This is a genomic window from Streptomyces sp. NPDC050534 (genome assembly GCF_044457745.1).
Lineage (GTDB): Bacteria > Actinomycetota > Actinomycetes > Streptomycetales > Streptomycetaceae > Streptomyces.
Map to the genome: position 1 here is coordinate 471,665 of NZ_JBITHF010000005.1, position 25,587 is coordinate 497,251.

Below are 25,587 nucleotides of genomic sequence, written 5' to 3' on the forward strand. Positions count from 1 at the left end.
TTTGCCGCAGCACAGGGGGGGCTTCGATCGCCCGGAGCGGGTACCGGAGTGCGGGAATCGGGTACCGGAGTGCGGGATCTGTGGCCGACCCCTTTCGAGCGCGCCCCGATCACGAGATATCTTGATGTCGAGCAATGTTGCAGACGTGGAGCGGAGCACCCGGTGACTGACTCGACCATCTTCTATACGCACACTGACGAGGCCCCGGCCCTGGCGACGTATTCCTTCCTGCCGGTGGTCCAGGCGTACGCCTCGCAGGCGGGTGTCTCCGTGGAGACCCGTGACATCTCGCTGGCCGGGCGGATCATCGCCCTGTTCCCGGAGTACCTGACCGAGGACCAGCGGATCCCGGACGCCCTCCACGAGCTGGGCGAGCTGGCCAAGACGCCCGAGGCGAACATCGTCAAGTTGCCGAACGTCTCGGCGTCGATCCCGCAGCTCAAGGCCGCGGTCGCCGAGCTGCAGGGCCAGGGCTACGCGCTGCCGAACTACCCGGACGACCCGAAGACCGACGAGGAGCGGGAGATCCAGGCCCGCTACGACAAGGTCAAGGGCTCCGCCGTGAACCCGGTCCTGCGTGAGGGCAACTCCGACCGCCGCGCCCCCGCCTCGGTCAAGAACTACGCCAAGACCCACCCGCACCGCATGGGCGCCTGGTCCTCGGACTCCAGGACCGAGGTCGCGACGATGGGGCAGAACGACTTCCGCTCCACCGAGAAGTCCGTGGTGATCTCCGAGGCCGGCTCCCTGCGGATCGAGCTGGTCGCCGAGGACGGCACCACCACCGCGCTGCGCGAGTCCGTACCCGTCCTCGAGGGCGAGGTCGTCGACGCCTCCGTGATGCGCGCCGCCGCGCTGAACGAGTTCCTCGCAGCGCAGGTCGCCCGTGCCAAGCAGGACGGCGTCCTGTTCTCCGTGCACCTCAAGGCGACGATGATGAAGGTCTCCGACCCGATCATCTTCGGCCACGTCGTGCGCGCCTTCTTCCCGAAGACCTTCGCGAAGTACGGCGAGACGCTCGCCGCGGCCGGCCTGTCCCCGAACGACGGTCTGGGCGGCATCTACAAGGGCCTGGAGGCCCTGCCGGAGGGCGCCGAGATCAAGGCCTCCTTCGACGCCGAGATCGCCGACGGCCCGGAGCTGGCGATGGTCGACTCCGACCGCGGCATCACCAACCTGCACGTGCCGTCCGACGTGATCGTCGACGCCTCGATGCCGGCCATGATCCGCACCTCCGGCCACATGTGGGGCCCGGACGGCCAGGAGGCCGACACCCTCGCGGTCCTGCCCGACTCCTCGTACGCGGGCGTCTACCAGGCCGTCATCGAGGACTGCCGGGCCAACGGCGCCTACGACCCCTCGACCATGGGCTCGGTGCCGAACGTCGGCCTGATGGCGCAGAAGGCCGAGGAGTACGGCTCCCACGACAAGACCTTCGAGATCAAGACCGCCGGCACGGTCCGCCTGGTCGACCAGGCCGGCAACGTCGTGATCGAGCAGCCGGTCGCCCCCGGTGACATCTTCCGCGCCTGCCAGACCAAGGACGCCCCGATCAAGGACTGGGTGAAGCTGGCCGTCACCCGTGCCCGCGCCACCGGCGACCCGGCGGTGTTCTGGCTGGACGAGACCCGCGCGCACGACGCCAACCTCATCGCCAAGGTCAACGCCTACCTGCCGGAGCACGACACCGAGGGCCTGGACATCCGCATCCTCGCCCCGGTCGACGCGACGAAGCTGTCGGTCGAGCGCATCCGCCGCGGCGAGGACACCATCTCGGTGACCGGCAACGTGCTGCGTGACTACCTCACCGACCTCTTCCCGATCCTGGAGCTGGGCACCAGCGCCAAGATGCTGTCGGTCGTCCCGCTGATGGCGGGCGGCGGCCTGTTCGAGACCGGCGCCGGCGGCTCCGCGCCGAAGCACGTCCAGCAGCTGGTCAAGGAGAACTACCTGCGCTGGGACTCCCTCGGCGAGTTCTTCGCCCTGGTCCCCGCCTTCGAGCAGTACGCCACGGCCACCGGCAACACTCGCGCCAAGGTCCTGGCCGACACCCTCGACCGCGCCACGGCGACCTTCCTCAACGAGGACAAGTCCCCGACCCGTCGCGTCGGCGGCATCGACAACCGCGGCAGCCACTTCTTCCTGTCTCTGTACTGGGCCCAGGAGCTGGCCGGGCAGACCGACGACGCCGACCTGGCGAAGGCCTTCGCGCCGCTCGCCGAGACGCTCGCCGCGAACGAGCAGAAGATCGTCGACGAGCTGATCGCCGTCCAGGGCAAGCAGGCCGACATCGGCGGCTACTACCAGCCCGACCCGGCCAAGGCCGCCGCGGTCATGCGCCCGTCCGCCACGTGGAACGAGGCTCTGGCGTCGCTGAGCTGACGCGCCGGGCCTCGACGGCCCGTTCCTGACCTCGCCCCGGCCGGCACGCTGCCCGGCCGGGGCGAAGCCGTGTCACGAACGGCGTAGCACGGCAGGTGATCGGTGGCCTGGCTCGGTGTACTGAGCGCAGTGGAAACCGAACAGAGGAGGCCGTCCCATGGCTGTTGTGCTGTCCCTCACCTGGCCGGGGCTCACGCCCGACGACTACGACACCCTGCGAAACTCGGTCGACTGGGAGAACGACCAGCCCGAGGGCATCGTCCTGCACGCGGCCTGGTTCGACGGAGGTGCGCTGCACGTCACCGACGTATGGAACGCTCAGGCTGACTTCGAGCGCTTCTTCGCCGAGCGGCTGATGCCCGCCATCAAGCAAGCCGGCATCACCGGCGAGCCCGAGTCCACGTTCTCGCCGATGCACCGGCGTTTCGTCGCCTCCAAAGTCAGCGGCGTCGGCTGACATCCGTCCGGCCGGGCAGGACGAGCTCCAGCTCCAGCCAGCGGGCCAGGCCCTCGATCTCCCGGCCGATCTCCGCGCTCATGGCCTTCGTGAACGAGACATCCTCGTGGACGGCGTTGACGCGCAGGACGCCGGCCTTGCGGTCGGCCGCGGCGTCGAGCTTGCCGACCAGCCGGTCGCCGTACAGGACCGGCAGCGCGAAGTAACCCCAGCGGCGCTTGGCGGCGGGTTTGTACATCTCCAGCTGGTACTCGTACTCGAACAGCTCCGTCATCCGCTTGCGGTCGTGCACGAGCCGGTCGAAGGGGGACAGCAGGGCCCCGCGCCCCTCGAAGGGCAGCCCCAACTGGGCCGGATCCACTCGCCACTTGCCCCGGACGCCCTCGACGACGGCCGGCTCGCCCGCCTCGCCCACGTCGGCGGGCTCGACCTGGCACTCCGGTCCGCGGGCGCGGGCGACGCCGAGGGCTCTCAGCCGGCGCTCGTCGCGGATGCGCAGCGCGTCCTCGACCGGCACGGGCACCGCCGCGGGATAGACCCGGTCGGCCAGGTCCCACAGCCGGTCGCCGCCCCGGCGGCCGGCGACGGCGACCTCACCGCGCTGCACCATCAGCTCCAGGAGCTTGGTGACGTTGCGGTTGTCGGTCCAGCCGCTCGACCTCCACGACTCGGCGCAGGTGTCCGGCAGCGCGCGGGAGGGCAGCGGTCCCCCGGCGGCGAGCCGGTCGAGGATGTCCCGGCGGCAGGCGTCGTTGGCCGCCACCCACCTCCCGTGATACTCCCGCCACGACGACGGCGTCCCGCGCTCGGGCCACTCGGCCATCTCGGCGCGGTACAGCGCGAGATCCTCGGCCGGCCGGAGCATCGCCTGCAGCTCCACCAGCGTCCGCTTCTCCCGTGCCTCGGCCAGCTCGCCGGGCGCGTAGGCCGGTCCGAGCCTGCTCCACGCGACGAGGTCGGCGTTGGGCGCGACGGCGGCGATCGGGTCGATCTGCAGCAGGGTCAGCCCGCGCACCACGTCGAGCAGCCCGTCCGGCCGTGCGGCGTCCAGGAGTTGGGCGCGGACGGCGATACGCCGGGCGTCGGTACGCGAGAGCTCGTGGACGGTCATGGATCGAGACTAGGCGAAGGGTCTGACAAGCCGACCCCGTACCGAGGCCGGTGCGGGCGGGACTGCTGCGCGATCATTGGCCGTGGGTCGTTTCCGCGGCCCCGGCCGCAACACCGCCCCAGGAGCAGCAGCCCATGCCCCACAGCGCCCCGTCGTTCACGTACCTGCCCGGCGCCGACGGCTCCCCCGTGATCCTGCATGTGCCGCACTCGGCGCGGGACATACCGGCCGACGTGCGTGCGGGCATCGTGCTGGACGACGCGGCGCTGGAGCGGGAGCTCGACCACATCACCGACGCGCACACGGCCGAGATCGCCGAGGCTGCGGCCAAGCTCTCGGCGGTGACTCCCTGGAGGTTCGTCAACTGGCTCTCGCGGCTGGTCGTCGACCCCGAGCGCTTCCCCGACGAGCGGGAGGAGATGCTGTCGGTCGGCATGGGCGCGGTCTACACCCGTACCACCCACCGCGAGGCACTACGGCCCACGACCACCGATCCCGAGCCGCTGATCGCCCGCTACTTCCGGCCGTACGCCCACGCCATGACCGAGGCGGTCACAGACCGTCTCTCCGCCACGGGACGAGCCGTGATCATCGACGTCCACTCCTACCCGACCACACCACTCCCCTACGAACTCCACGGCACGGGCCCCCGCCCACCGGTCTGCCTCGGCACCGACGCCTTCCACACACCGCCCGAACTGCTCGCCGCGGCGAGGGAAGCGTTCGCACCCTGCGGGCAAACGGCCCTCGACAGCCCCTTCGGCGGCGCCTACGTACCGCTGGGGTTCTACGGCAAGGACACCCGGGTCAGCGCCCTGATGGTGGAGATCCGCCGCGACACGTACATGACCGAACCGGGTGGCCCCGCCGGCCCCGGACTCACCCGGCCGGCATCGGCCCTGGCGGCACTCGTCGACGCGGTGACGGGTTCCTGACGGGCCGGCATCCGCCTGGAGCACTCCGGCGCGACAGTCCCCGCGCGCAGGCCCAGGGTGGGAGGCATGACCGAGGAGATCAGCACGTTGACGGAGCAGGTGCCGCCGCCGGTGCGGGAGTGGCCCGCGCTCGATCTGGACGGGACGGAGTTCGATCCGGTGCTCGCGGGGCTGATGCGTGAGGGGCCGTTGACGCGGATCCGGCTGCCGCACGGTGAGGGCTGGGCCTGGCTGGCGACCCGGTACGACGACGTGAAGCTGATCACGAACGATCCGCGGTTCAGCCGGACCGAGGTCACCCGCCGTCAGGTGACCCGGCTCGCCCCCAACTTCGCTCCCCGGCCCGGCTCGCTCGCCTGGGCCGACCAGCCGGACCACAACCGGCTGCGCAAGCCGATCGCGGGCGCGTTCACGGTGGGTGCGATGAAGCGGCTGCGGCCCCGTGCGCAGACGATCCTCGACGGGCTGGTCGACGGCGTCGTACACGACGGGCCGCCGGCCGATCTGGTCGAGCGGGTGCTGGAGCCGTTCCCGGTCACCGTGGTCAGCGAGGTGATGGGCGTGCCCGTGGCGGACCGGGAACGGGTGCACGCCTGGACGCGGCAGATCATCTCCACCTCCGGCGGGGCCGAGGCCGCCGACCGTGCCAAGAAGGGCTTGTACGGGTGGATCACCGACACCGTGCGCGCGCGGGCCGGCAGCACGGACGAGGACGTGTACGCGCTGCTGGGTGCCGCCGTCGGCCGCGGCGAGATCAGTGAGGAGGAGGCCGTGGGCCTCGCCGGGCCGCTGCAGATCGGCGGCGAGGCGGTCACCCACAACTGCGGTCAGATGCTGTTCCTGATGCTCTCCCGGCCGGAGTTGGCCGAGCGGGTGCGGGAGCCGGAGGCGCGCGGGCCCGTGCTCGACGAGCTGCTGCGCTTCATCCCGCACCGCGCGTCGGTCGGGCTGGCCCGTATCGCCCTGGAGGACGTGGAGCTGCACGGCCACCGCATCGGCGCGGGCGAGCCCGTGTACGTCTCCTACCTGGCCGCCAACCGCGACCCGGAGGTCTTCCCCGACCCGGACCGGATCGACCCCGACCGCGCCCCCGACGCGCATCTGGCGTTCGGCAACGGCCCGCATTACTGCACCGGAGCCGTCCTCGCCCGCCTGCAGACCGAACTCCTCGTCGACACGCTGCTGGAGCGGCTGCCCGGACTGCGGCTCGCGGTGCCCGCCGACGAGGTCGTCTGGCGCCGCAGGACCATGATCCGCGGACCGCAGACCCTGCCCGTCACCTGGTGAGGGCAGGGTCCCGCGTCCTCAGACCGTCAGCCAGTCCGTGACGAGCACGCCCTCGCCGGTCCGCAGCCGTAGCGCGAACGGTCCGGCGGGAGGTTCGCCGTAGGTGAAGCGCCCCATGGCGTCGGTCTCCAGGGGCGAGCCCGAGACCGGGCCGCCGAGCACCTCGATCCCGGCCGTCTGGGGCGGCAGCACCTGCCCCATCAGGCCGTGCGCGGACAGTTCCACGTCGACGGTCACCCCGCCCGCGTGGAACGTCAGCATCCGCGGCACGTCCACCGCTCCCCGCACCGGGATCGCGTCGACCACCGAGTCGAAGGTCAGCTCGGCGATCTTCGCGTCGAGGTCGTGCAGCGCGAACGCCTCGACCGCGATCTGGCGCAGTTCGGGCGGCACCGGGTCCAGGATGGCCGTGGCCCGGCGCAGTTCCTCCTCCAGCAGGTCGAGGCCCAGGTCCTCGCCCTCGAAGGCGTCCTCGCCGCCGATGTCACTCATGTCGTCGTCCATGTCCCTCACACCGCTCCCCGTGCCTCGAGTCGTGCCCGCAGGCGCCGCAGACAGCGCTGGCGGAGCGGTCCGATGCTGCCCACGGCGATCCCCAGCGCCGCGGACACCTCCTGGTAACTGGGCGGCGGTGTGGCCATCAGGACCCGCAGCAACTGCCTGCAGCGTTCGCCCAGTTCCTCGAACTCCTGCCACAGGTGGCGGATCCGCTCGCTCTGGGCGGCCGCCTCCTCCAGGTCGAGGAACGACTGCTCGGGCGTACGGTCGTCACTGACCCGGTCGAGCAGTTGCGGATCGTCCGTCGGGGTCAGTCGCCTTAAACTCTTGAGCACCTTCAGGCTCTCGTGCCGCGCGGTACTGGCCAGCCATGCCCCGGCCTTCTCCGGTTCCCGGATCCGACCCAGGTGCTGGGCGAAACGGAACCAGGCCGTCTGGTACACCTCGTGCGCATCGGCCTCGGAGAGCCGGTGCGAGCGCACGACGGACCACACCAGTGGGCTCAGCCCTTCCACGAGCGCCTTCCAGGCCGCCGCGTCACCGTCGACGGCGGACTCGACCAGCGCGCCGACATCTGCTCGGTCCACGGTTCCACCCCTCGAGTACGGCATGACATCGTACGCCGTGGAAGGGGCCGTTCCGGACCTCATGCTCCGGGGGACAGCTGTACGACCGAAGCCGGGCGCCAGCCTGCCGGGCGCAGCGCCGGTACATGCGCCCCGCGCACCTCCGCGAACTCGTTGTTCCCCGCGAGCAGTTGCCTGCACGCGGCGCGCGGGTCGCCCTCCTTGTTGGCCGTCATGTAGGCGGCGACCATGCCCGCGGCCACGGGCGCCGCGAAGGAGGTGCCGCTCCAGTGCGCGTAGCCCTCGAACATCACCTGGTCGGCCTTGGCGGCGGTGGGCGTGCCGGCCTCGCTGAGCGCCCCGGTGTGGCGCGGGTACTGGCAGGTGCAGGCGTAGGTGAAGCCGAAGCGGCAGGCCTCGTACGTGGAGTGCTGGTAGAGGTACGGCACCGGTGCGTCGAACCCGGTCAGCGCGCTGGTCAGGCGCTCGCCGGGGGCGAAGGCGCTCACCCAGGCGCCGTGGTTGGAGAAGCAGGCGCCGAACTCGCCGTCGCTGCGCAGCGCGCCGACCGAGAGGACGACGTCCGCGAAGTCGGGCAGGGAGGCGTAGGCGGCAGGCCAGAACGGGGTGGCGCTGGCGTTGTTGCCGGCCGCGGCGACCATCAGGGTGCGCCGGCCGCGCAGGTCCTGCATGAAGCCCTCGACGCCGAGCAGGCCGTCCACTCGGCCGTTGGAGGTGCCGGCGGAGAGGCTGATGATGTCCGGCCAGCCGTGCTCGTCGACCGCCGCGAACAGCCGCTCGCCGAACTCGGACTCCAGGATCGCGCCGGCGTCGTTGAGGGTGCTGCGCACGGTGATGTTCGTGTTGGGCGCGACGGCGGCGAGCAGGCCGGCGATGAAGGTGCCGTGGCCGACGTACTGCAGCAGGTTGCCCTGATCGTCGGTCTCGGTGCCGTGCAGGTCGCCCTGGACGTGGGCGAGGAGGGGCACCGCGCCGTAGTCGTGGGTGAGGCCGTTGTCGATGACCAGGACGCCCACGGCGCTGTCCGCGTCGTGCCGACCCTCGGCCGCGACCGGGTTGGTGCCCTGGGTGAGCGGGGCGGGCACCGGCTCGTCACCGGGACAGGAGTTGACCGCGATCGACACCACGTGGTTGCGGCTGACCAGCCGGCGCCGCTGCCGTCCCTCGTGCTCGCGCATGGCCCGCAGGGCGTGCGCGACCGCCCGGTCGCCGTGCCGGTCGCCGTGGCCCGGGTCGCCGACCTGGATGCGGGTGATGCCCGAGCGGTTGGTCTCAGGGCTGATCCGCTGCACACGGTCGGCGGTCAGGCCGGTCGCCTCGGTGAAGTGGGTGCGCACGGTGTCCTCGACGAGCCGCGCCTCCTCGCCGTCACGAGCCAGGACCACACCCTTCTCGTAGATGAACTCGGCCGCGTCGTCGGGCCCCAGGGCCAGGGAGACGTCGGGCATCGAGCGCTGGATCTGGTCGAATTGCTCTCGGAATCGCTGAGGCGCCATGGCAGGTCCTCCCGTTGAGGCGGCAGTCGTCAATCAGAGTCTCGGGGCCTTTGGTTGATACAGCACCAAACCGGTGTGGCCGCTACCAGGGGCCACTACTATCCGTGGAGTGACAGGGGCAAGCGACACGGTGCTCGAACTGCTGCCGATGGTGTTCGCCGACCCGGGCGAGGCCCGGGCCCGGGCGCAGGGCGTGCTCGACGCCGATCCGTCGCCCTGGCGCGCCTCCGTCGCCCACCAGGTGATCGGCATCTGGCAGCGCGACTGGGGCGACATGAAGATGGCCCTGCACCATCTGCGCCAGGCCCGCGACCTCGCGGCACGCGCGCAGGCGCCTGACCGGGAGGCGGACGTCCTGGCCGCGCTCGGGGTGGCGCTGGTGCACGCGGGGCGCACACGGCAGGGCCTGGAGGCGCTGGAGCGGGGCGTCACGGTCAGCAGCGGCCACACCCGCGCGCGGGTGCTGTTCCGGCGGGCCTACGCCTCCTGGGTGCTCGGCCGGCACCGCGAGGCGCTGGAGGACGTACGCCGGGCCATCCCGGTGCTGCGTCAGGCCGACGACGTCATCTGGACGGCACGGGCACTGACGTTGCGGGCCACCGTGCATCTGGCGCTCGGCGCGGTGGACCGGGCGGACGCCGACTTCACCGCGGCCGAGGCGCTGTGGGACACCACCGGCCAGGACCACGACAAGGCGGACGTGGTGGAGAGCCGGGGCCTGGCCGCCTTCCGCCAGGGCGACATCCCGGCGGCGCTGCGGCTCATGGACGAGGCAGAGGAGCGCTACGCGAAGCTCGGCACGCCGTCCTTCATGCTCTCCATCCGCCGCTGCGACGTCCTGATGGCGGCCGGGCTCGCCCCCGAGGCGCTCACCGTCGCGGACGCCGCGATCGGGGCGCTGGACGGCATCGGCGGGCAGTCCACGCGCAAGGCGGAGCTGCTGCTGGTCGCCGCGTCCGCGGCCCGGCTCGCCGGCGATCCGCACACCGCGATCGCGCGCGCGGCGCTGGCGGTTCGGTTGTTCGCCGGTCAGCGCCGCCCCTGGTGGGAGACGCACGCCCAACTGGTCCTGCTGCAGGCTCGGGTGGCCTCCGGGCGCCGCTCGGGGCGCCTGGTCGCGGACGCGGCGGCGGTGGCCGAACGGCTGGCGTCCTTCGGCGCGCCGGCCGCTCCGGAGGCCTCGCTGCTGGCGGGCCGGATCGCGCTGGGGCTGGGCTGGACGGCGGACGCGGAGCGGCATCTGGCCGTCGCCGCCCGCAGCCGGCACGGCGGGCCGCCGCTCGCGCGGATGACGGGCTGGGCCGCGCAGGCGCTGCGCGCCCGGGCGGCCGGCTCCGGGCGGGGCGTCCTGGAGGCGTGCCGGCGCGGGCTCGACGTGCTCGACGACCACCGGATGACGCTGGGCGCCTCGGAGCTCAGGGCCCGCGCCACCGAGCAGGGCGCCGAACTCGCCGCGCTGGCGCAGCAGGCGAGCCTCGAATCCGGCGGCCCGCGCCGCCTGCTGACGTGGAGCGAGCGCTGGCGGGCCACCGTCCTGACCGCGCCACCGACCAGGCCGCCCGCCGACCCCGCCCTGCTCGGCGACCTGACTGCGTTCCGGGAGATCGCCGCACGCGCCGAGGAGGGGCGCAGGGACGGCCGCCCGATCCCGGTCCTGGAGCGCGAACAGCGGCGCCTGGAGCGGGAGATCCGAGCCCGGACCCTGCATCTGCGCGGCGCCGCGCCCGGTGCCGAGGACCGCTTCGCACCCGCCCGGCTGCTGCGCCGGCTGGGCGAGGTACGGCTGGTGGAGCTCGCCGTGCTCGACGGGCGCGTGCAGGTGCTGCTGTGCGGGCAGGGGCGGGTGCGGCGGTTCGAGGCAGGACGGCTCGCCGACGCCGAGACCGAGGCCGAGCACGTCCAGGCCGGGCTGCGCCGGCTCGCCCACCCCGGCGCGGAGGGCCGGCTCCCGGTGGTCGAGGCCATGGGCCGCCGCCTGGAGGAGCTGCTGCTGGGCCCGGCCGCCGAGCACCTGGGTTCCGGGCCGGTCGTCATCGTGCCGCCGGGCCGGCTGCACAGCGTGCCGTGGGCGCTGCTGCCCAGCTTGCGCGAACGGGTGCTGAGCGTGTCCCCGTCGGCCAGCAGCTGGCTGCGGGCCCGCGAGACCGAACCGCCGCCCGGCGGCCGCCATGTCCTGGTGCGCGGCCCGGGGCTGGCCACCGGCGGCGCGGAGGTGTCCGAACTCGCCGACCGCCCCGGCACGCCGCTGCTGCTCGAGGAGGACGACGCGCGTGCGACGCGCGTGCTCGAGGAGCTCGACGGCGCGGCGCTGGCGCACATCGCCGCGCACGGCACGTTCCGGGCCGACAGCCCGCTGTTCTCCTCGCTGCGGATGGCCGACGGCCCGCTCATCGTCCACGACTTCGAGCGCCTGGACCGCAGCCCGTACCGGATCATCCTGTCCTGCTGCGACACCGCCCGGCTCGCCTCGGTCGGCGCGGACGAGCTCCTCGGCCTGGTCACCGCGCTGCTGCCGCTGGGCACGGCGGGCGTCGTCGCCAGCAGCGCGCCCGTCAACGACGCCGCCGTGGTGCCGTTGATGCTCGCGCTGCACAAGGGGCTGGACACGGGCCTGTCGCTGGCGGAGGCGCTGCGCGACGCACGCGCCGCGCTGCCCGGTGACGCGCTGCACCAGGCGACGGGCTGGGCGTTCACGGCGTTCGGCGCGGCCTGAACCGCCCCCTGCCGCACCGGTGTTGCGGCACAAGGCGGCGGCCTGACCCCTCCCCCGAATACTGGGGGTCAGACCGCCGGTTCATGGGCGCGGCTCAGGCGGGCTGCACCTCCGGCAGCTCGACGAGCCACGGCAGCGCACCTCGGTCGCTCGCGCCGAGGCGGGCGTAGGCGCTGTAGAGGTGGTTGCCCACCGTGCGGATGGACAGCGTGAGCTTTTCGGCGATCTGCCGGTTGCTCAGGCCCGCGGCCGCGAGGGTGACGATCTGGCGCTGGCGGGCGGTCAGTTCGCCCAGGACCAGGCCGGACAGGGCCGGGGTGCGGGCGCCCTGGCAGCGCCGGGCCAGTGCGACGGCACGCGTGCGTGAGGTGCGTGCGGCGTGCGGGTCGCGGTGCACGCGGACGGCCTGCGCGTGTGCCTCGGCGGCGAACAGCAGGAACCCGCGCTCCTCCAGCGCCTCGGCCGCCCGGTCCAGGGCCGGCCCGTCCGCGCGCGCCAGCGCCTCGGCGTGCCGGGCGAACACGCCGTCTGCCGGAAGGCGCCCGGCGGCCTTCTCCGGGGCTCCGAGACGTACGAGGTCGTAGAGCGCGAACGCGGTGTCCGTGCAGTCGCCGCCCGCGCCGTACGTCTGCACCATGCCGTCGGTGGCGTCACCGATGGCCGCCACGGCGGCGTCGGCGTCCCCGCGGGCCGCGGCCAGCCAGGCGGACGGCTCCGGAAGGTCCGGGCAGTCCGCCACGGCCTCCTGAGCCGTTGCCGCGTCCCCCGACTGCGCGGCGGCCAGGGCGAGTTCGGTGCGGCAGGACACGTCGTGCACGGCGTCCCGCAGCCCCTCCCTCGCCCAGGCCGCCGCTTCGCGCAGCTCCCCCCGAAGCCGCGCGAACCGGGCGCGCACGGCCGCGTACCCCGCGGGTACCGTCGCGCCCTCCTGGGCCAGCCACTCCCCCACCGGCGTGGCCGCAGGTCGTACGTCCCCCCGCTCGATCCGCCCGGTCAGCGTGGCCGCCTCGGCGGCGAGCGCCGCGTCGCACTGGGCCGGCGTACGGGACAGGCGGGCCGCCCTGAGCCGGCCGGCCGCGGCGCGCAGCACCGGGCCGTGCAGCGGGTGCGCGAGGCGGACCGTGCCCTGGTCGCAGATGCGGATCAGCTCGTCGGCCTCCAGGTTCTCGAGGACGCGCAGGTCGAGGTCGTCCAGGTGCAGGGGCAGGGGCTCGGCGAAGGCGAGCCGTTCGAGCGTCCCGCGCTTCTCCGGGCCCGCGCCTGCCAGGTCCCCGGCGGTGCGCTCGCGGACGGTCGCCGTGACCGGCACCGGGCCGCGCCAGACCCAGGTGTCCGTGTCCGCGGCGCGGTTGAGGAGGCCGCGCTCGCGCACCGCGTCCACCAGGTCGCGCAGCAGCCTCAGATCGCCCCGGCACAGGTGCTGGAGGCGGTTCAGGGTGAGCGGCTCCACACCGCCGCCGACGCCCGCGGCGAGCAGGTGCTCGGTGTCCTCGCGGGGCAGCGGCTCCAGGGAGAGGCGCGGGAGCAGTTCGCCGGTCCACAGCCGCGAGACCGCGCCGGGGCACGGGCCGCCGTCCGCGACGACGGCGACCAGCCGGGTGCGGCCGTGCACGGCGAGCTGGTGCACGAGGGCGGCGGAGGCGTCGTCGAGCAGGTGCGCGTCGTCGACGACCAGCAGCCGTACGCCGGACAGGAGTTGGACCGCCCGGTGCAGGGAGACCGCCTCGGGCAGCAGGTGAGCGAACGCGGCGAAGGGGATGTGCCGGGTCTCGGGCGTGCCGGCCGCGCGGGCGCGGTCGCTGCCCCGCACGGCCTCGGTGACGAGCCGGGTCTTGCCGGAGCCGGCCGGGCCGGTCACCACGATGCCGTGGTGACCGGCGCTCAGGGACCGGCGGACCAGCTCGAGCTCGTCCTCACGTCCGGTGAACGGCCAGGGCAGTTCCAGGGTCTTCGCTTCGCGTTCGAAGGTCGTCACGGGAGTATGAGTGCGAGTACTCATTCCTGATACAGGGCGACTTGAGTAGACCTCGACTCAGGCGCCCGTGCCGTCTCTCACGGCAGTCTGTGCGCATGACCGGACGCTACTGCTCCCTCGCGCAGCAGTCGGCCCCCGCTTTCACACCGGGGCTGACCGCCGAGCGGCTCGGTGCGCTCGTCGCCGGGCGGGCGATGTGGGTCAACGGCACGGTCCTGCACTACTACTTCTTCGACGGCGATGAGGACGGGTCGGTCATCTCCGTACCGGGGACGGGCCAGTCCCGCCGGGTGTCGTGGGTCGGCGCCAAGGAGCAGCGGGACGTCGTGCGCGAGTGCTTCCGGGAGTGGCAGGACCTCGGCACAGGGCTCTCCTTCGTCGAGGTCGGCGACCGCTCCGAGGCCGAGCTGCGCATCGGCTTCCAGCTCGGGGACGGCTCCTGGTCTGCCGTGGGCAAGGACTGCCTGCTGGCCGGGCAGCAGGAGCGCACCATGAACTTCGGCTGGGACCTGACCGCGCCCGGGGAGCGCGGGACGGCCCTGCACGAGATCGGGCACGCGCTCGGCATGCTGCACGAGCACCAGAGCCCGTTCGCCGGCATCCACTGGGACGACGAGGCGGTCTACGCCGATCTGGCGGGCCCGCCGAACTTCTGGAGCCGGGACACGACGTTCTTCAACATCCTGCGCAAGCTGGACTCCGCCGAGGTCAACGGCTCGGTCTGGGACCCGCAGTCGATCATGGAGTATCCGTTCACGGGCGGGCTGATCCTGGAGCCGGAGCAGTTCCGTGCGGGCCTGAACCCGCCGGGTACGCTCTCGCCCGCCGACAAGGAGTTCGCGCTGCGCTGGTACCCGCCGGCCGAGCTGCCGAAGCTGCCCGCGCTGGAGCCCTTCCGCTCGGCGCCGCTGCGTCTCACACCCGGCGATCAGGCCGACTTCGTGATCGACCCGCCGGAGACGCGCGAGTACACCCTGGGCACCTTCGGCGCGAACGACTCCGTCCTGGTCCTGTTCGAGGAACGGGACGACGTGCCCCGCTACGTCGCAGGCCGCGACGACGGCGGAGAGCCGCACAACGCCACGATGAAGGCCCGCCTGGTCAAGGGCCGCCGCTATTACGTCCGCATCCGTCTGTACTCCGCGTGGGGTCCGGGGGAGACAGCGGTCATGTGCTGGTGACAGCACGGACCGCCACCCCACGCGGTCGGCCGGCCCACAGTCCGGCGCCGGGGGAGCGGTTGGAGGACGTCACCTTCGGGGGAGGGGGACGTCCTCCAACCCATGTCCGCCCACGTGAGGGAGCGGCGCATGATCAGCGGCTTCATCATCGGCGAGTCCATCCGGGCCGGCGCGGCCTTCCAGCCGCTGGGGCGAATCCAACTCACCTAGCATGACGACGAGTTGGGCCGCCGTCACGACGCCACCCGCACCCCGTCGCCCTCCGCGTCGGGGTGCGCGAGGCCCAGATGGTCCCGGAGGGTCGAGCCCTCGAACTCCGTGCGGAACAACGCTCGATGCCGTCGAGGTCAAGGTGCGGGCCGAAGGCCGGGTGTGCGCGGACCCATGTCAAGAGAGCCGTCCCGCATCGCGGACACCTCCATGGAACGCGCCCCTCGCATCACCGGCGCGCCCTGACGTCCCGGTGCAACCATCCGGCACTCCCGTATGTCTCCCGTGGTGGAACTCGCGTTCCCACGCAGTTCGTTCGCACGCCGTCGACGCTTCACCAGAGGACCCCCCACATGCTCCAGAGCTCTTCCGGCCCCCGCCCGATCCGCCAGACCGCCGGAGCGGTCGGTGCCGTCGCCCTGATCGCGCTGGGTGCCGCACCGGCTGTCGCCGACGGCGGCTCCGCGGCGGTGAGACTGGGCGCAGTGGCCCCGATGGACGGGGTGAAGCCGGGCAGCAGCGTCGACGTTCCGGTCACCTTCACCAACACGGGCACCGCGGCGGCGGACAAGGTCTGGCTCTCGTACACCGTGACGCGCGGCCTGAGCCACACCGAACTGCCCTCCAACTGCCTTCGCTACGAGGTCCCCGCCTACGACGAGGAGCCGAGCCGGTCCGAGGCGGTCTGCGAGTTCGACCAGACCGTCAAGCCCGGCACGGTCTACGCACCCGAGAAGGCGCTGACGCTGAAGGTCCTCGACCACGCGCTCTACGACCGGCTGCGCGTGGTGGTGGAGACGACCGAACCCGGCCTCGACGACAACGCGAGCGAGCCCGTGCGCGGCACCGCCCCCGCGGTCGAGCTCGTCGAGCGGCCCGACGCCACCCCGGCGGGCCCGAGCGGCGACCACCCCGACTGGGACGACGCCAACGTGAAGGTGACCGCCGACAACACGGCCGACTTCAAGGTGACGGGCGACCGGCTCAAGGGTGGCGTCGGCGACACGGTCGGCCTCAAGGTGAAGTTCACCAACGCGGGGCCGGGCTGGGTGCTGCGGGACGGGACCGTCTCGGTGACCAAGGTCCGGATCAAGATGCCGGCCGGTACGACGGTGACCAAGGGCCACGGCTACTGCGACAAGGTGACTCCCGGCACCTACGAGTGCGGCACCAGCGAGTCCTGGGAGAACGAGGGCGGCAGTGAGACCTACACCTTCAAGCTGAGGATCGACAAGGCGGTGCCGGGGACCAAGGGCTCGGTGGCGCTGGCCGGGGAGCCCCGGCCGTTCGACGGGAACACGGCCGACGACACCGCCGCCATCACGCTCGCCGTCGCGGGCGGCGGCGGTTCGACGGGCGGCTCCGGATCCACGACCGGCGGCTCCGGCTCGACGGGCGGTTCCGGGGGCTCCTCGACCTCCACCCCGAGCGCGGGCGCCGGCTCCGGCGACGGCTCCTCGGGCGGGGACTCCACCGGCGGCACCTCTAACTCCCCTTCCGCGGAAGGGGACTTGGCAAGCACCGGGTCCGGCTCGACGCTGCCCCTCGCGGGGGCGGCGGCTGCGGCCGTCGCCGCCGGCGCGGGAGCGGTGCTGGTGGCGCGTCGGCGTCGGGCCGCTCGGCCGTAGAGCCGCGGCTCGGCTGACTGAGGCCGGTTCATCGCTGCGGGTGCATCAGGGCTGGTCGCGCAGTTCCCCGCGCCCCTATGGGTCGGCTGCACCCACCGGCCCTCACATGCGCCGCATGTGAGGGCCGGTCCTCGTTCATGTGCGCGCGGGTTCGTCCAGTTCGTTCAGCAGCGCCTCGCGGGCCCGCGCCACTCGCGAACGAACCGTTCCGACACGGCAGTTGGCGACGCCAGCCGCCTCGGCGTAGGACAGGCCGAGAAGTTGGGTCAGGACGAAGGCCTGGCGGCGTTCCTCGGGCAGTGCGGCCAGGAGGTCGAGCAGGGCGATGCCGTCCTCGAAGCCGGGCAGGCCCCGCGGTTGGGCCCTCTCCACCGCCAGTTGCCAGTCCGTCACGTCGGACAGGCGGGGCCGGGCGGCGGCGTACCGGTAGCTGTCGGTCACCGCGCGACGGGCGATGGCCAGCAGCCAGGCGCGGGCCGAGGAACGGCCCTCGAACCGGTGCAGGCTGCCGAGGGCACGCAGGAACGTGTCCTGCGCCAGGTCGTCGACCGCCTGCGGATCGGCGCACAGGTGGGCGACGTAGCGCCGGACGTCTCGGTGCAGGGCGCGGACGAAGTGGTCCACGGCGACGGCGTCGCCGCCGCGGGCGGCCAGCGCCCAGGCCGTTGTCGACTCGTCCTGTGCGGCGCGGCCGGGGCGGGTGGAGCGGAGGGCAGGAGTGATCACCTGATGTCCTTCTCGGGTGGTCCGCAACGGGAGACGGCCGCACGGCGCCTGCGCGCGCGTACGGCCTTGATCCGAGGCGCGGTTGGGCGGCCCCGGGGTACCGGCTGTCTTCAGACGACAGCGGTCCCGGGAGGCGGGCCCCGAGAGGTGATCGCGTGGACGAGGAGGAGCCGCGGCGCCCGTTCCGAGCGGCGACGGCGGGCGCGGATGCGCGGGCGATCCGGGGTGTCGGGCGTGGCGAGCAGCAGCCGCAGCGGGGCCGTCAGCCACCCGGCCAGCGCCCGCAGGATGCGGAAGGCGGCGCGTTCGCCGTGGGCCAGCCACAGCCCGCAGAGGAGCGCGGCGAGGAGGTGGGCGGCGAGCATGCCGAACGACGAGGCGCCGCCGGTGAATTGGCCCGCGTGATGCACGGGATCCATGCCCTCCATGCCCTCCATGTTCATCTGCCCCGTGGGCATGGAGGGCATGGAGGTCATGGATCCCATCGAGGACATCGCGTCCATGGAGTCCGTGCCGCCCGTCGCCGACCGGGCCAGCGAGAACGCCGAGTGCAGCGCCGCCTGGGCGGCGACCACGACCGTCACGATCAGCGGGAGGCCGCGTTCGCGGTCCGCCAGGCACCAGCCCGCGCCACCCGTGACGGCCAGGCCGGCGGCAAGTGCCCACGCGGGCACGTCCGTTCCGGACATCATGACGTGACCGAGGGCGGCGAGCAGCACGCAGACGACCGCGAACACCGCGGCCCGTAGCGTGCGAGAACACCGCCCTGCTGTCATGGCGCCCTCATCCTCGCATCCGGCGCGGTGGTCAGCGCACGGGTACCACCACGTACTGGTACTCCAGGAACTCCTCGATGCCGACCCGGCCGCCCTCGCGCCCGAGCCCCGACTGCTTGACGCCTCCGAAGGGGGCCGCCGGGTTGGAGACCAGACCCGTGTTGAGGCCGACCATGCCGACCTCCAGCCGTTCGCTGATGCGCAGGGCCCGGTCCAGGCCCTCCGTGAAGAGGTAACCGACCAGCCCCCAGGGCGTGTCGTTGGCGCGGCCGACGACCTCGTCCTCCTCCTCGAAGGTGAGGATCGCCGCCACCGGGCCGAAGATCTCCGTGTCCATCAGGCGGCTGTCCGGGGCGACGTCCATGAGCACGGTGGGCGGATAGAAGCAGCCCGGTCCCTCAGGCGTACGGCCGCCGACGAGCACACGGGCGCCGCGCTGCACCGCGTCGGCCACCAGCTCCTCGACCTTGGCGCGGCCCGCCGCGTCGATGAGCGGGCCGACGTCGACGCCGTCGCGCGTGCCGGGGCCCACCACGAGCGCGCCCATCCGCACCGCCAGCCGCCGCGCGAACTCCCCGGCCACGGAACGGTGGACGAAGAAGCGGTTCGCCGCCGTGCAGGCCTCCCCCATGTTGCGCATCTTGGCGACCATCGCACCGTCCACGGCCACGTCGAGGTCGGCGTCGTCGAAGACGATGAACGGCGCGTTGCCGCCCAGCTCCATCGAGGTCCGTACGACGGTCTCGGCGCACTGCGCGAGCAGCAGCCGGCCGACGGCCGTGGAGCCGGTGAAGGAGAGCTTGCGGATGCGCCCGCCCCGCAGGAGCGGTTCGCACACCTCCCCGGCCCGGGAGGTGGTGACGACGTTCAGCACGCCGTCCGGCAGCCCGGCCTCCTTGAGGATCGCGGCGAGGGCCAGGCTGGACAGGGGGGTCTGCGGGGCCGGTTTGAGCACCATGGTGCAGCCTGCCGCGATGGCGGGGCCGATCTTGCGCGTGCCCATGGCGAGGGGGAAGTTCCACGGGGTGATGAGCAGGCAGGGGCCCACCGGGCGGCGGGTGAGCAGCATGCGGTTGCGGCCGTCGGGCAGGGTGCCGCAGCCGCCGTCGATGCGGACCGCCTCCTCCGAGAACCAGCGGAAGAACTCGGCGGCGTAGGCGACTTCGCCGCGCGCCTCGGCCAGCGGCTTGCCCATCTCGGCGGTCATCAGGCGGGCGAGTTCGTCGGTGCGGTCGAGGATGATCTCGTGGGCGCGGCGCAGGATCTCGCTCCGGGCCCGAGGCGCCGTACGGGCCCACTCCTGCTGGGCGTCGACGGCCGCGTCCTCCGCGAGCCGGGCGTCCTTGGGGCCGGCGTCGGCGACGTGCACGAGGATCTCGCCGGTCGCGGGGTCGTCGACGGGCATGGTGGCGCCGTCCAGTGCATCGACCCAGGTCCCGCCGATGAACAACTGCGTGGGTGTGCCGGTCATGGGGTGCCTCCTGGTGACTGGGCCTGCGGTGCGAAGGGGCGGGCGTCCGTCATCGGCCCGCCCGCCCGGCCGTCCCGGCCTCCACCGCCTTCGCCCACGCCTGGAGTCCCTCGTCCACCGCGCTCTCGTCGATGACCAGCGCGGGGATCATCCGCACGACCTGGTTCCAGGCCCCGCACAGCAGCAGAAGCAGGCCCTCGTCGACGGCGGCACGCTGCACACGGGAGGCGGTGTCCGGGTCGGGGCTGCCGTCCTCGGTGACGAACTCGCTGGCCAGCATGAGGCCGAGGCCGCGCACGTCGCCGATGGCGGGCGTACGGCCGGCGACATCCTCAAGACCGGCACGCAGGCGTGCGCCCATGGCGTCGGCGTTCTCCACGAGTTTCTCCTCGCGTACGACGTCGAGGGTGGCGCAGGCGGCCGCGCAGGCGACGGCGTTGGCGCCGTACGTGCCGCCCTGGGAGCCCGGCCATGCCTTGCTCATCAGCTCCCCGGAGGCGGCGATGCCCGACAGGGGGAAGCCGCTGGCGAGGCCCTTGGCGGTGACGAGGACGTCGGGGGTGACGCCGAAGTGGTCGTGGCCCCAGAAGCGGCCGGTGCGGCCGACTCCGGTCTGCACCTCGTCGAGGATCAGCAGGAAGCCGTGGCGGTCGGCCCGCTCGCGCAGGCCCTCCAGGAAGGCGCGGTTCGCGGGCACGTAGCCGCCCTCGCCGAGGACCGGTTCGACGATGACGGCGGCGGTGTCGGCGGGCGAGGAGATGGTCTGGAGGGTGTAGTCGAGTTCCGCCAGGGCGAAGCGGGTCGCGGTCTCCTCGTCCCAGCCGTAGCGGAACGCCGTGGGGAACGGGGTGACGACCACGCCGCCCATCAGCGGGGAGAAGCCGGAGCGGAAGCGGATGCCGGAGGTGGTCATGGAGGCGGCGGCGACGGTACGCCCGTGGAAGCCGCCGTGGCAGACGAGCACGTTCGGGCGTCCGGTGGCCTGGCGGGCGAGCCGCAGCGCCGCCTCGACGGCCTCGCTGCCGGAGTTGGTGAAGAACAGGCTGTCCAGGCCGGCCGGCAGCACCTCGCCGAGCTTGTCCACGAGCTGCCTGAGGGGCCGGTGCATGACGGTCGTGTACTGGCCGTGGATGAGCGTGCCGACCTGTTCCTGAGCCGCGGCCACGACGGTGGGGTGGCAGTGGCCGGTGCTGGTGACGCCGATGCCGGCGGTGAAGTCGAGGTAGCGGCGGCCGTCCTCGTCGTAGAGGTGGACGCCCTCGCCCCGGGCCGCCACGACGGGGGTGGCCTGGCGGAGGTGCGGCGACAGTGCGGTCATGGTGGCCTCCTGGGCCGTACGGGGTACTCCGTTCCTTCGAGCGTCCCGGCCGCCGCGGGCGGCGACAACGCCTGAACTGTCCATCCGGAGGACGGTGTTCGGACGTTGTGTCAGCCGCCCCGCGCCCCGGCACGCCCGCCGGGCCGGGGCGCCGGGACGGGGGTCCGGTCCCCCGTGTGCAGGTCAGCGTCGCTTGTCACCGTGTCCGGGCGGGCAGGAAGGCCCCATGCGCGAGAACGACTCCCCCCTGCGCCGGACCACCGACACGGCAAGCCGTCCGCTCACCGTCGCCGACGCGCTGGCCCTGCCCGTCCTCGCCGCCGGACAGCCGCAGGTCGTCACGGGGGTGGCCCACCTCGACCGGCCGGTGCGCTGGGTGCACATCACCGAACTGACGGACCCGGCGTCCTTCCTCAAGGGCGGCGAACTCGTCCTGACCACCGGCATGCCGCTGCCCGAGGAGCCGGCGGGCGTGCGCCGGTACGTCGACGAGCTCGCCGACGTCGGGGCCGCGGCCCTGGTGATCGAGCTCGTGCGGCGCTACCACCGCCCGCCGTCCGCCCTCGTGGACGCCTGCCGGGCCCGCGGCCTGCCGCTGGTCACGCTCGCCGCGGACGTCAACTTCCTGGACGTGACCCAGGTCGTCCACGCGCTGCTCCTGGGCAGCCAGGCGGACGCGATGCGCCGCACCCAGCGCATCCACGAGGCGTTCACCGCGCTGACGCTGCGCGGTGCGGGGCCCGAGGAGGTGGTGCGCGCGGCGGCGGAGATGAGCGGCCGGACCGTCGTCCTGGAGAACCTGGTGCACCAGGCGCTGATGTGCGAGCCCTCCGGCTGCACGGTGGAGGAGGCGCTCACCGGCTGGGAACGGCGCTCCAGGGCCGTACCGTCCCGCGAACGCACCGAGGTGTGCGGCCCCGAGAGCTGGCTCGTGGCGCCGGTGGAGTACCAGGGCGAGCGCTGGGGACGTGCGGTCATGCTCCCGGCCCTCGCGGGTTCCGCCGCCTTCGGGCCGCAGGACGTCACCGTCCTGGAGCGCACGGCGATGGCCCTGACCATCGCCCGCCTCATCCACGCCACGCCCTGGGAGCGCACCGCCCACCGAGGGGCCCTGCGCGACCTGGCCGAACAGCGCCACCGCTCCCCCGCGGACGCGCACGCCCGGTTCGCCGCGCTGGGCCTGCCCGTCGCGGACTGCTCCTTCATCGCCGTACGGGTGGACACGCGCACGCAGACCGGCGACGCGGAGGCGGAGAGCCTGCTGTCCGAGGACCTGCGGGCGGCCGGCGTGCCGGCACTCGTCGGCGTCCTGGCGCCCGGCCGGCTCGGCGTCCTGCTCGCCCTGCGCGCCGCCGCGGGGTCCTGGCGCCCGACGGTCGAGCGGTTGAGCCGCGCTGTGCTCGCGGTCGATCCGTCGGCGGTGGTCTGCGTCGGCTCCGAGGCCACGGACCTCTCCGACGCCACCCGTTCCTTTCGCGAGGCAGGCCGCGTGGCGGAGGCGGTGCCGCCCGGCGCGCCGCCGCCCGGGGGCCGCTCCTTCCACGAACTGTCCGACATCGGCCTGCGCCGCCTGCTGTTCGCGCTGCGCGAGGACGTCCGCGTCCAGGAGTACGCCGAGCGCATCCTCGGCCGCCTGGTCGACCACGACACCCGGCACGGCACGGACCTCCTGACGACACTGCGCCACTACCTCGACTCGGCCGGAAACAAGACCACCACGGCCCGCCGCGGCAACCTCTCCCGCGAAACGGTCTACCAGCGGCTGCGCACCGTCGAACGGCTGCTGGAGTGCGACCTGGAATCGGGCGAACAGCGCACCGAACTGCATGTGGCGCTGGCGGCGCTCGACGTTCTGCGGAGTGGCTGACCGCAGTCCGGCTCCTCAGCCGTCGACGGGCACGTGGCTCCTGGCGGCATCTCGGACTCGAGAGGCGTTTTCCGGCCATCCGGGCGTAGCGTGCCCTGTGTGAGTGATTGCTAGGTGTGTGAGTGATTGCCAGCCGCCCTGATCGACCCGGCCGTGCCGTGGTCTCCCGATCGTCGAAGGAGGCCGGCATGGCGGGATACAGGGAGGGCAGGCGGCCGAGGCAGCCGAACCTCCCCGATCTGCACATGCGGCTGCGGTCCGAGCTGGGCCGGATCGACGAGCAGTTGCGCGCGCTGCTGTCCACCATGGACCGGCTGCAGGGCCTGCTGGACGCGGTGATGGCCATCAGCCGCGAGGTGGAACTGCCGGCGGTGCTGCATCGCATCGTGACCACGGCCATGGACCTGGTCGGCGCCCGCTACGGAGCGCTGGGCGTGCTCGACGAGTCCGGAGAGCGCCTGGAGCAGTTCATCACGGCGGGCCTGTCCGACCAGGAGCACCATGCCCTGGACGAGATCGATCTGCCCCGTGGCCTGGGGGTCCTCGGCCACCTGATCCGCCACCCCGGCCCCCTGCGGGTCGACGACATTCCGGCCCACCCGTCCTCCGCCGGATTCCCTCCCGGCCATCCGCACCTGCACAAGACGTCGAGCCGGGCGTGAGGGGTCTCGACCGGCCCGGCCCGGGCCGTCTGCGCGCGGGGCTGAACCCCGCTGCATGCGGCGGGCCGTGTCGCGGACGCGCCGGACGGCCGCCTCGTCCCCGCCCGTCAACACCCGTGTCGGGCCCACCACTTCGGCTCCGCCCCGGCACGGCACGGCACACTGGCCATGGCCGCAGTCGACGTAGGTGTGGCGAGCCGGAACGGGGAGAATCACATGCGGATCGTGCTGACCAGCATGCCGGTCATGTCTCATCTGGTGCCGCTGGTGGTGCCATTGGCGCAGGCTCTTGGGCGGGCCGGGCACGAGGTGGTGGTCGCGACGGGTGCCGCCATGGCCGAGGAACTCGATCGGCACGGGGTGCGGCATCTGCCGCTGCGACGCGCGCTCGCCCCGGACCAGTTCGGGCAGGATCCGGAGCTGGCGAGGAGCATCGGGCTGGACGCGAACGGGGCACCGATCGCCGACGCGGCGCCGACCGATCCCGGTGAGGCGTTCGGCCGGCTCTTCGCGGGCGCGTACGCCGTGCGCTCCGCCGAGGATCTCCTCGAGGCGCTCGACGGGTGGCAGCCGGACCTCGTCGTCCGGGAGTGCACCGAGTTCGGCGGCTACCTGGCGGGCGAGCGGCTCGGCGTCCGGCAGGCCGTGCTCGACCATGTACCGCTGGTGCCCACCCGCCACCCGGGAATGCTCGGCCGGCTGAACAAGTCGCGGGCGGCACTCGGCCTGCCGTCGGTCACCGACGTGGCCGCGGCTCTCACCCGCCATCCCTGGATCGGGGCGATGCCCGCGCAGTGGTCCCCCTCCGCGTCACCGTCCTCCGCCGAACGCCACTACCGGCTGACCGCCGCCCCGGACCAGGATCCCCTCGACCCGGCGATCGCCGCTCTGCCGTCGGATCGTCCGCTGGTGTTGGCGACCCTGGGGTCGAACACCGGTCACATGCTGACCGGCGACCCGGTCCTGGAGCACGTCGTCGAAGCGCTCGGGGCGCTCCCGTGCCAGGGTGTGGTGGCGCTCGGCGCCCATCAAGACCCTCGTGACTGGACCGGGCCGCGGCCCGGCAACGTCCACCTCACCTCCTTCGTCCAGCAGCGGCTACTGCTGCCCGCCTGCAACCTGTTCGTCACTCATGCCGGGGCCAACGGCATCCGCGAATCCCTGGCCGCCGGCGTGCCGATGGTCGCCGTTCCGCTCTTCGCCGACCAGCCGGTCAACGCGGCCAGGCTGGCCGACCTCGGGCTCGGTCTCACGGTGCGGCCCGAGGACGTCGCCACGGCCCTCGCAGACACCTGTCGCCGCGTGCTCGACGACCCCGGCTTCCGGCAGCGCGCACGCGGATTCCAGCGGCAGATGCTCGCGCTTCCCGGAGTGGATCAGCTGATCGCGGACCTCACCAGGTAGCCGTCGACCGGGGCGAGAAGACGCTGCGGGCGAGCGCTCGGCGCCGTCCCGCTTCGTATCGCTTCTCACAGTGTGAGACTTTCCCTACTTTCCCTATCGAATTACTAGGGAAAGCTTGACGGCGTTCGACGCGGGTGCGCAGCATGATGGACATGTCCCGTACGCAGCAACGACTCGTTCGTCGTCGGCATGTCGACTTCGGTCACGTCGTCAGCGCCGCCTGCTGTCACGCGTAAGGCACCCGGCCCACCCCTTCACCGGTGCCGCTCCGCCCCCTTCCCAGGCGATCGGGCGAACTCACCCACTGCGCCCGACGGCTCGACACACTTCCGAGGGACAACCCCCATGACCGCAGCACTTCCGGCCCAGGCCGCCCCGCACGATCAGTCACTGCCCGACGCGCGCCATCTCCGCCTGGTGGGCGACACCGGGGACCGGACGTCCGCACCGCTCGTCGGCTATCTCGTCCTCGTCCCCGAGGGCACCGATCCCGCCGACCTCTTCGCCAAGGACCGGCCGCGGCCCGAGATCCGACCGGTCGTCACCGCGGCCCCGGACCCGGTCCGGCCCACGGAAAACGACGACGTCGTACGCATCGATCCCGCGCGCCATGTCGCCGAGGTGGACGGACGCGAACTCGACCTCACCTACCTGGAGTTCGGGCTGCTGGCGCAGCTCGTGCGGCACCCCCACCACGTGCAGTCGCGCGACCGGCTGGTGGCCGCGGTCTGGGGTTACGACCACATCGGCGACGGCCGCACCGTGGACGTCCACATCGCCCGCCTGCGCCGCAAGCTGGGCGCGGCGAACCGGAACCGGATCGTCACCGTACGGCGCCTGGGCTACAAGTACGTGCCCGACCAGCAGCAGGGCGCCGACGCCGCACACTGCCGCCGAGACTGA

20 protein-coding genes are annotated in these 25,587 nt (G+C 73.0%); 11 read left to right on the forward strand and 9 right to left on the reverse strand.

Going from position 1 to position 25,587, the window contains the following annotated elements; translation table 11 throughout:
- Positions 1-162: 162 nt before the first annotated feature.
- A complete protein-coding gene (locus ACIBN2_RS19435; protein WP_399135699.1) occupies positions 163-2,382 on the forward strand; it encodes an NADP-dependent isocitrate dehydrogenase in 2,220 nt (739 codons plus the stop codon).
- A gap of 157 nt (positions 2,383-2,539) precedes the next feature.
- The gene (locus ACIBN2_RS19440; RefSeq protein ID WP_399135700.1) at positions 2,540-2,839 is read left to right on the forward strand and encodes a hypothetical protein; all 300 of its coding nucleotides are present in this window, start codon (positions 2,540-2,542) and stop codon (positions 2,837-2,839) included.
- Here the strand turns inward: ACIBN2_RS19440 and ACIBN2_RS19445 are convergent.
- Positions 2,823-3,950, reverse strand: a complete 1,128-nt coding sequence (locus ACIBN2_RS19445; RefSeq protein WP_399135701.1) for a DNA glycosylase AlkZ-like family protein — start codon at positions 3,948-3,950, stop codon at positions 2,823-2,825. The genes ACIBN2_RS19440 and ACIBN2_RS19445 overlap by 17 nt on opposite strands.
- 134 nt (positions 3,951-4,084) lie before the next feature.
- On the opposite strand from ACIBN2_RS19445, the gene ACIBN2_RS19450 reads away from it, so the two are divergent.
- Positions 4,085-4,885: an N-formylglutamate amidohydrolase gene (locus ACIBN2_RS19450; protein WP_399135702.1), complete on the forward strand. Its 801-nt coding sequence runs from the start codon at positions 4,085-4,087 to the stop codon at positions 4,883-4,885.
- Positions 4,886-4,951: 66 nt separating this feature from the next.
- Complete coding sequence (locus ACIBN2_RS19455) at positions 4,952-6,172, forward strand: cytochrome P450 (protein WP_399135703.1); 1,221 nt, start codon at positions 4,952-4,954, stop codon at positions 6,170-6,172.
- 18 nt (positions 6,173-6,190) lie between these two features.
- Here the strand turns inward: ACIBN2_RS19455 and ACIBN2_RS19460 are convergent, their stop codons facing one another.
- Genes ACIBN2_RS19460 through ACIBN2_RS19470 form a run of 3 tightly spaced genes read right to left on the reverse strand, consistent with a single transcriptional unit; the run spans position 6,191 to position 8,753 of the window.
- Positions 6,191-6,664, reverse strand: coding sequence for a hypothetical protein (locus ACIBN2_RS19460; RefSeq protein ID WP_399135704.1), 474 nt, complete (start codon positions 6,662-6,664; stop codon positions 6,191-6,193).
- A 17-nt stretch (positions 6,665-6,681) separates the two neighbouring features.
- The gene (locus ACIBN2_RS19465) at positions 6,682-7,257 is read right to left on the reverse strand and encodes an RNA polymerase sigma factor (RefSeq protein ID WP_399135705.1); all 576 of its coding nucleotides are present in this window, start codon (positions 7,255-7,257) and stop codon (positions 6,682-6,684) included.
- Positions 7,258-7,316: 59 nt separating this feature from the next.
- Positions 7,317-8,753 (reverse strand): S8/S53 family peptidase, encoded by a 1,437-nt coding sequence (locus ACIBN2_RS19470; protein WP_399135706.1) that lies wholly within the window; start codon positions 8,751-8,753, stop codon positions 7,317-7,319.
- A 148-nt stretch (positions 8,754-8,901) separates the two neighbouring features.
- Between ACIBN2_RS19470 and ACIBN2_RS19475 the strand changes: the two genes are divergently transcribed.
- Positions 8,902-11,466, forward strand: a complete 2,565-nt coding sequence (locus ACIBN2_RS19475) for a CHAT domain-containing protein (protein ID WP_399135835.1) — start codon at positions 8,902-8,904, stop codon at positions 11,464-11,466.
- Between the two features lie 94 nt (positions 11,467-11,560).
- Here the strand turns inward: ACIBN2_RS19475 and ACIBN2_RS19480 are convergent, their stop codons facing one another.
- The gene (locus tag ACIBN2_RS19480; RefSeq protein WP_399135707.1) at positions 11,561-13,465 is read right to left on the reverse strand and encodes a LuxR C-terminal-related transcriptional regulator; all 1,905 of its coding nucleotides are present in this window, start codon (positions 13,463-13,465) and stop codon (positions 11,561-11,563) included.
- A gap of 71 nt (positions 13,466-13,536) precedes the next feature.
- Here ACIBN2_RS19480 and ACIBN2_RS19485 point away from each other — a divergent pair, with 71 nt between their 5' ends.
- Together ACIBN2_RS19485 and ACIBN2_RS19490 are read left to right on the forward strand one after the other, a co-directional pair.
- On the forward strand, positions 13,537-14,622 hold the full coding sequence (locus ACIBN2_RS19485; protein WP_399135708.1) for a M12 family metallopeptidase: 1,086 nt from the start codon (positions 13,537-13,539) through the stop codon (positions 14,620-14,622).
- 563 nt (positions 14,623-15,185) lie between these two features.
- Entirely contained in the window at positions 15,186-16,460 is a 1,275-nt protein-coding gene (locus ACIBN2_RS19490) for a hypothetical protein (RefSeq protein ID WP_399135709.1), read from the forward strand.
- A gap of 135 nt (positions 16,461-16,595) precedes the next feature.
- On the opposite strand, the gene ACIBN2_RS19495 is transcribed toward ACIBN2_RS19490, so the two are convergent.
- From ACIBN2_RS19495 to ACIBN2_RS19510, 4 genes are all read right to left on the reverse strand, one after another.
- Complete coding sequence (locus ACIBN2_RS19495) at positions 16,596-17,186, reverse strand: sigma-70 family RNA polymerase sigma factor (RefSeq protein ID WP_399135710.1); 591 nt, start codon at positions 17,184-17,186, stop codon at positions 16,596-16,598.
- Positions 17,187-17,296: 110 nt separating this feature from the next.
- Positions 17,297-17,962, reverse strand: coding sequence for a hypothetical protein (locus tag ACIBN2_RS19500; RefSeq protein WP_399135711.1), 666 nt, complete (start codon positions 17,960-17,962; stop codon positions 17,297-17,299).
- Positions 17,963-17,993: 31 nt separating this feature from the next.
- Entirely contained in the window at positions 17,994-19,433 is a 1,440-nt protein-coding gene (locus ACIBN2_RS19505; RefSeq protein ID WP_399135712.1) for an NAD-dependent succinate-semialdehyde dehydrogenase, read from the reverse strand.
- Between the two features lie 49 nt (positions 19,434-19,482).
- Positions 19,483-20,751: an aspartate aminotransferase family protein gene (locus ACIBN2_RS19510; RefSeq protein WP_399135713.1), complete on the reverse strand. Its 1,269-nt coding sequence runs from the start codon at positions 20,749-20,751 to the stop codon at positions 19,483-19,485.
- Positions 20,752-20,977: 226 nt separating this feature from the next.
- Here ACIBN2_RS19510 and ACIBN2_RS19515 point away from each other — a divergent pair, with 226 nt between their 5' ends.
- From ACIBN2_RS19515 to ACIBN2_RS19530, 4 genes are all read left to right on the forward strand, one after another.
- Entirely contained in the window at positions 20,978-22,618 is a 1,641-nt protein-coding gene (locus ACIBN2_RS19515) for a PucR family transcriptional regulator (RefSeq protein ID WP_399135714.1), read from the forward strand.
- A 188-nt stretch (positions 22,619-22,806) separates the two neighbouring features.
- On the forward strand, positions 22,807-23,280 hold the full coding sequence (locus ACIBN2_RS19520) for a GAF domain-containing protein (RefSeq protein WP_399135715.1): 474 nt from the start codon (positions 22,807-22,809) through the stop codon (positions 23,278-23,280).
- A gap of 216 nt (positions 23,281-23,496) precedes the next feature.
- Positions 23,497-24,684, forward strand: a complete 1,188-nt coding sequence (locus ACIBN2_RS19525) for a glycosyltransferase (protein WP_399135716.1) — start codon at positions 23,497-23,499, stop codon at positions 24,682-24,684.
- A 345-nt stretch (positions 24,685-25,029) separates the two neighbouring features.
- Positions 25,030-25,587 carry a winged helix-turn-helix domain-containing protein gene (locus ACIBN2_RS19530; protein WP_399135717.1) on the forward strand — a complete coding sequence of 186 codons (558 nt, stop codon included), beginning with the start codon at positions 25,030-25,032 and terminating at the stop codon, positions 25,585-25,587.

Coding starts and splice junctions, on each gene's coding strand:
- ACIBN2_RS19510 (WP_399135713.1), bottom strand. CDS start 20,751: ATGACCGCACTGTCGCCGCACCTCCGCCAGGCCACCCCCGTCGTGGCG.
- ACIBN2_RS19500 (WP_399135711.1), bottom strand. CDS start 17,962: ATGACAGCAGGGCGGTGTTCTCGCACGCTACGGGCCGCGGTGTTCGCG.
- ACIBN2_RS19515 (WP_399135714.1), top strand. CDS start 20,978: ATGCGCGAGAACGACTCCCCCCTGCGCCGGACCACCGACACGGCAAGC.
- ACIBN2_RS19440 (WP_399135700.1), top strand. CDS start 2,540: ATGGCTGTTGTGCTGTCCCTCACCTGGCCGGGGCTCACGCCCGACGAC.
- ACIBN2_RS19490 (WP_399135709.1), top strand. CDS start 15,186: ATGCTCCAGAGCTCTTCCGGCCCCCGCCCGATCCGCCAGACCGCCGGA.
- ACIBN2_RS19475 (WP_399135835.1), top strand. CDS start 8,902: ATGGTGTTCGCCGACCCGGGCGAGGCCCGGGCCCGGGCGCAGGGCGTG.
- ACIBN2_RS19480 (WP_399135707.1), bottom strand. CDS start 13,465: ATGAGTACTCGCACTCATACTCCCGTGACGACCTTCGAACGCGAAGCG.
- ACIBN2_RS19470 (WP_399135706.1), bottom strand. CDS start 8,753: ATGGCGCCTCAGCGATTCCGAGAGCAATTCGACCAGATCCAGCGCTCG.
- ACIBN2_RS19450 (WP_399135702.1), top strand. CDS start 4,085: ATGCCCCACAGCGCCCCGTCGTTCACGTACCTGCCCGGCGCCGACGGC.
- ACIBN2_RS19445 (WP_399135701.1), bottom strand. CDS start 3,950: ATGACCGTCCACGAGCTCTCGCGTACCGACGCCCGGCGTATCGCCGTC.
- ACIBN2_RS19520 (WP_399135715.1), top strand. CDS start 22,807: ATGGCGGGATACAGGGAGGGCAGGCGGCCGAGGCAGCCGAACCTCCCC.
- ACIBN2_RS19530 (WP_399135717.1), top strand. CDS start 25,030: ATGACCGCAGCACTTCCGGCCCAGGCCGCCCCGCACGATCAGTCACTG.
- ACIBN2_RS19525 (WP_399135716.1), top strand. CDS start 23,497: ATGCGGATCGTGCTGACCAGCATGCCGGTCATGTCTCATCTGGTGCCG.
- ACIBN2_RS19455 (WP_399135703.1), top strand. CDS start 4,952: ATGACCGAGGAGATCAGCACGTTGACGGAGCAGGTGCCGCCGCCGGTG.
- ACIBN2_RS19485 (WP_399135708.1), top strand. CDS start 13,537: ATGACCGGACGCTACTGCTCCCTCGCGCAGCAGTCGGCCCCCGCTTTC.
- ACIBN2_RS19505 (WP_399135712.1), bottom strand. CDS start 19,433: ATGACCGGCACACCCACGCAGTTGTTCATCGGCGGGACCTGGGTCGAT.
- ACIBN2_RS19460 (WP_399135704.1), bottom strand. CDS start 6,664: ATGAGTGACATCGGCGGCGAGGACGCCTTCGAGGGCGAGGACCTGGGC.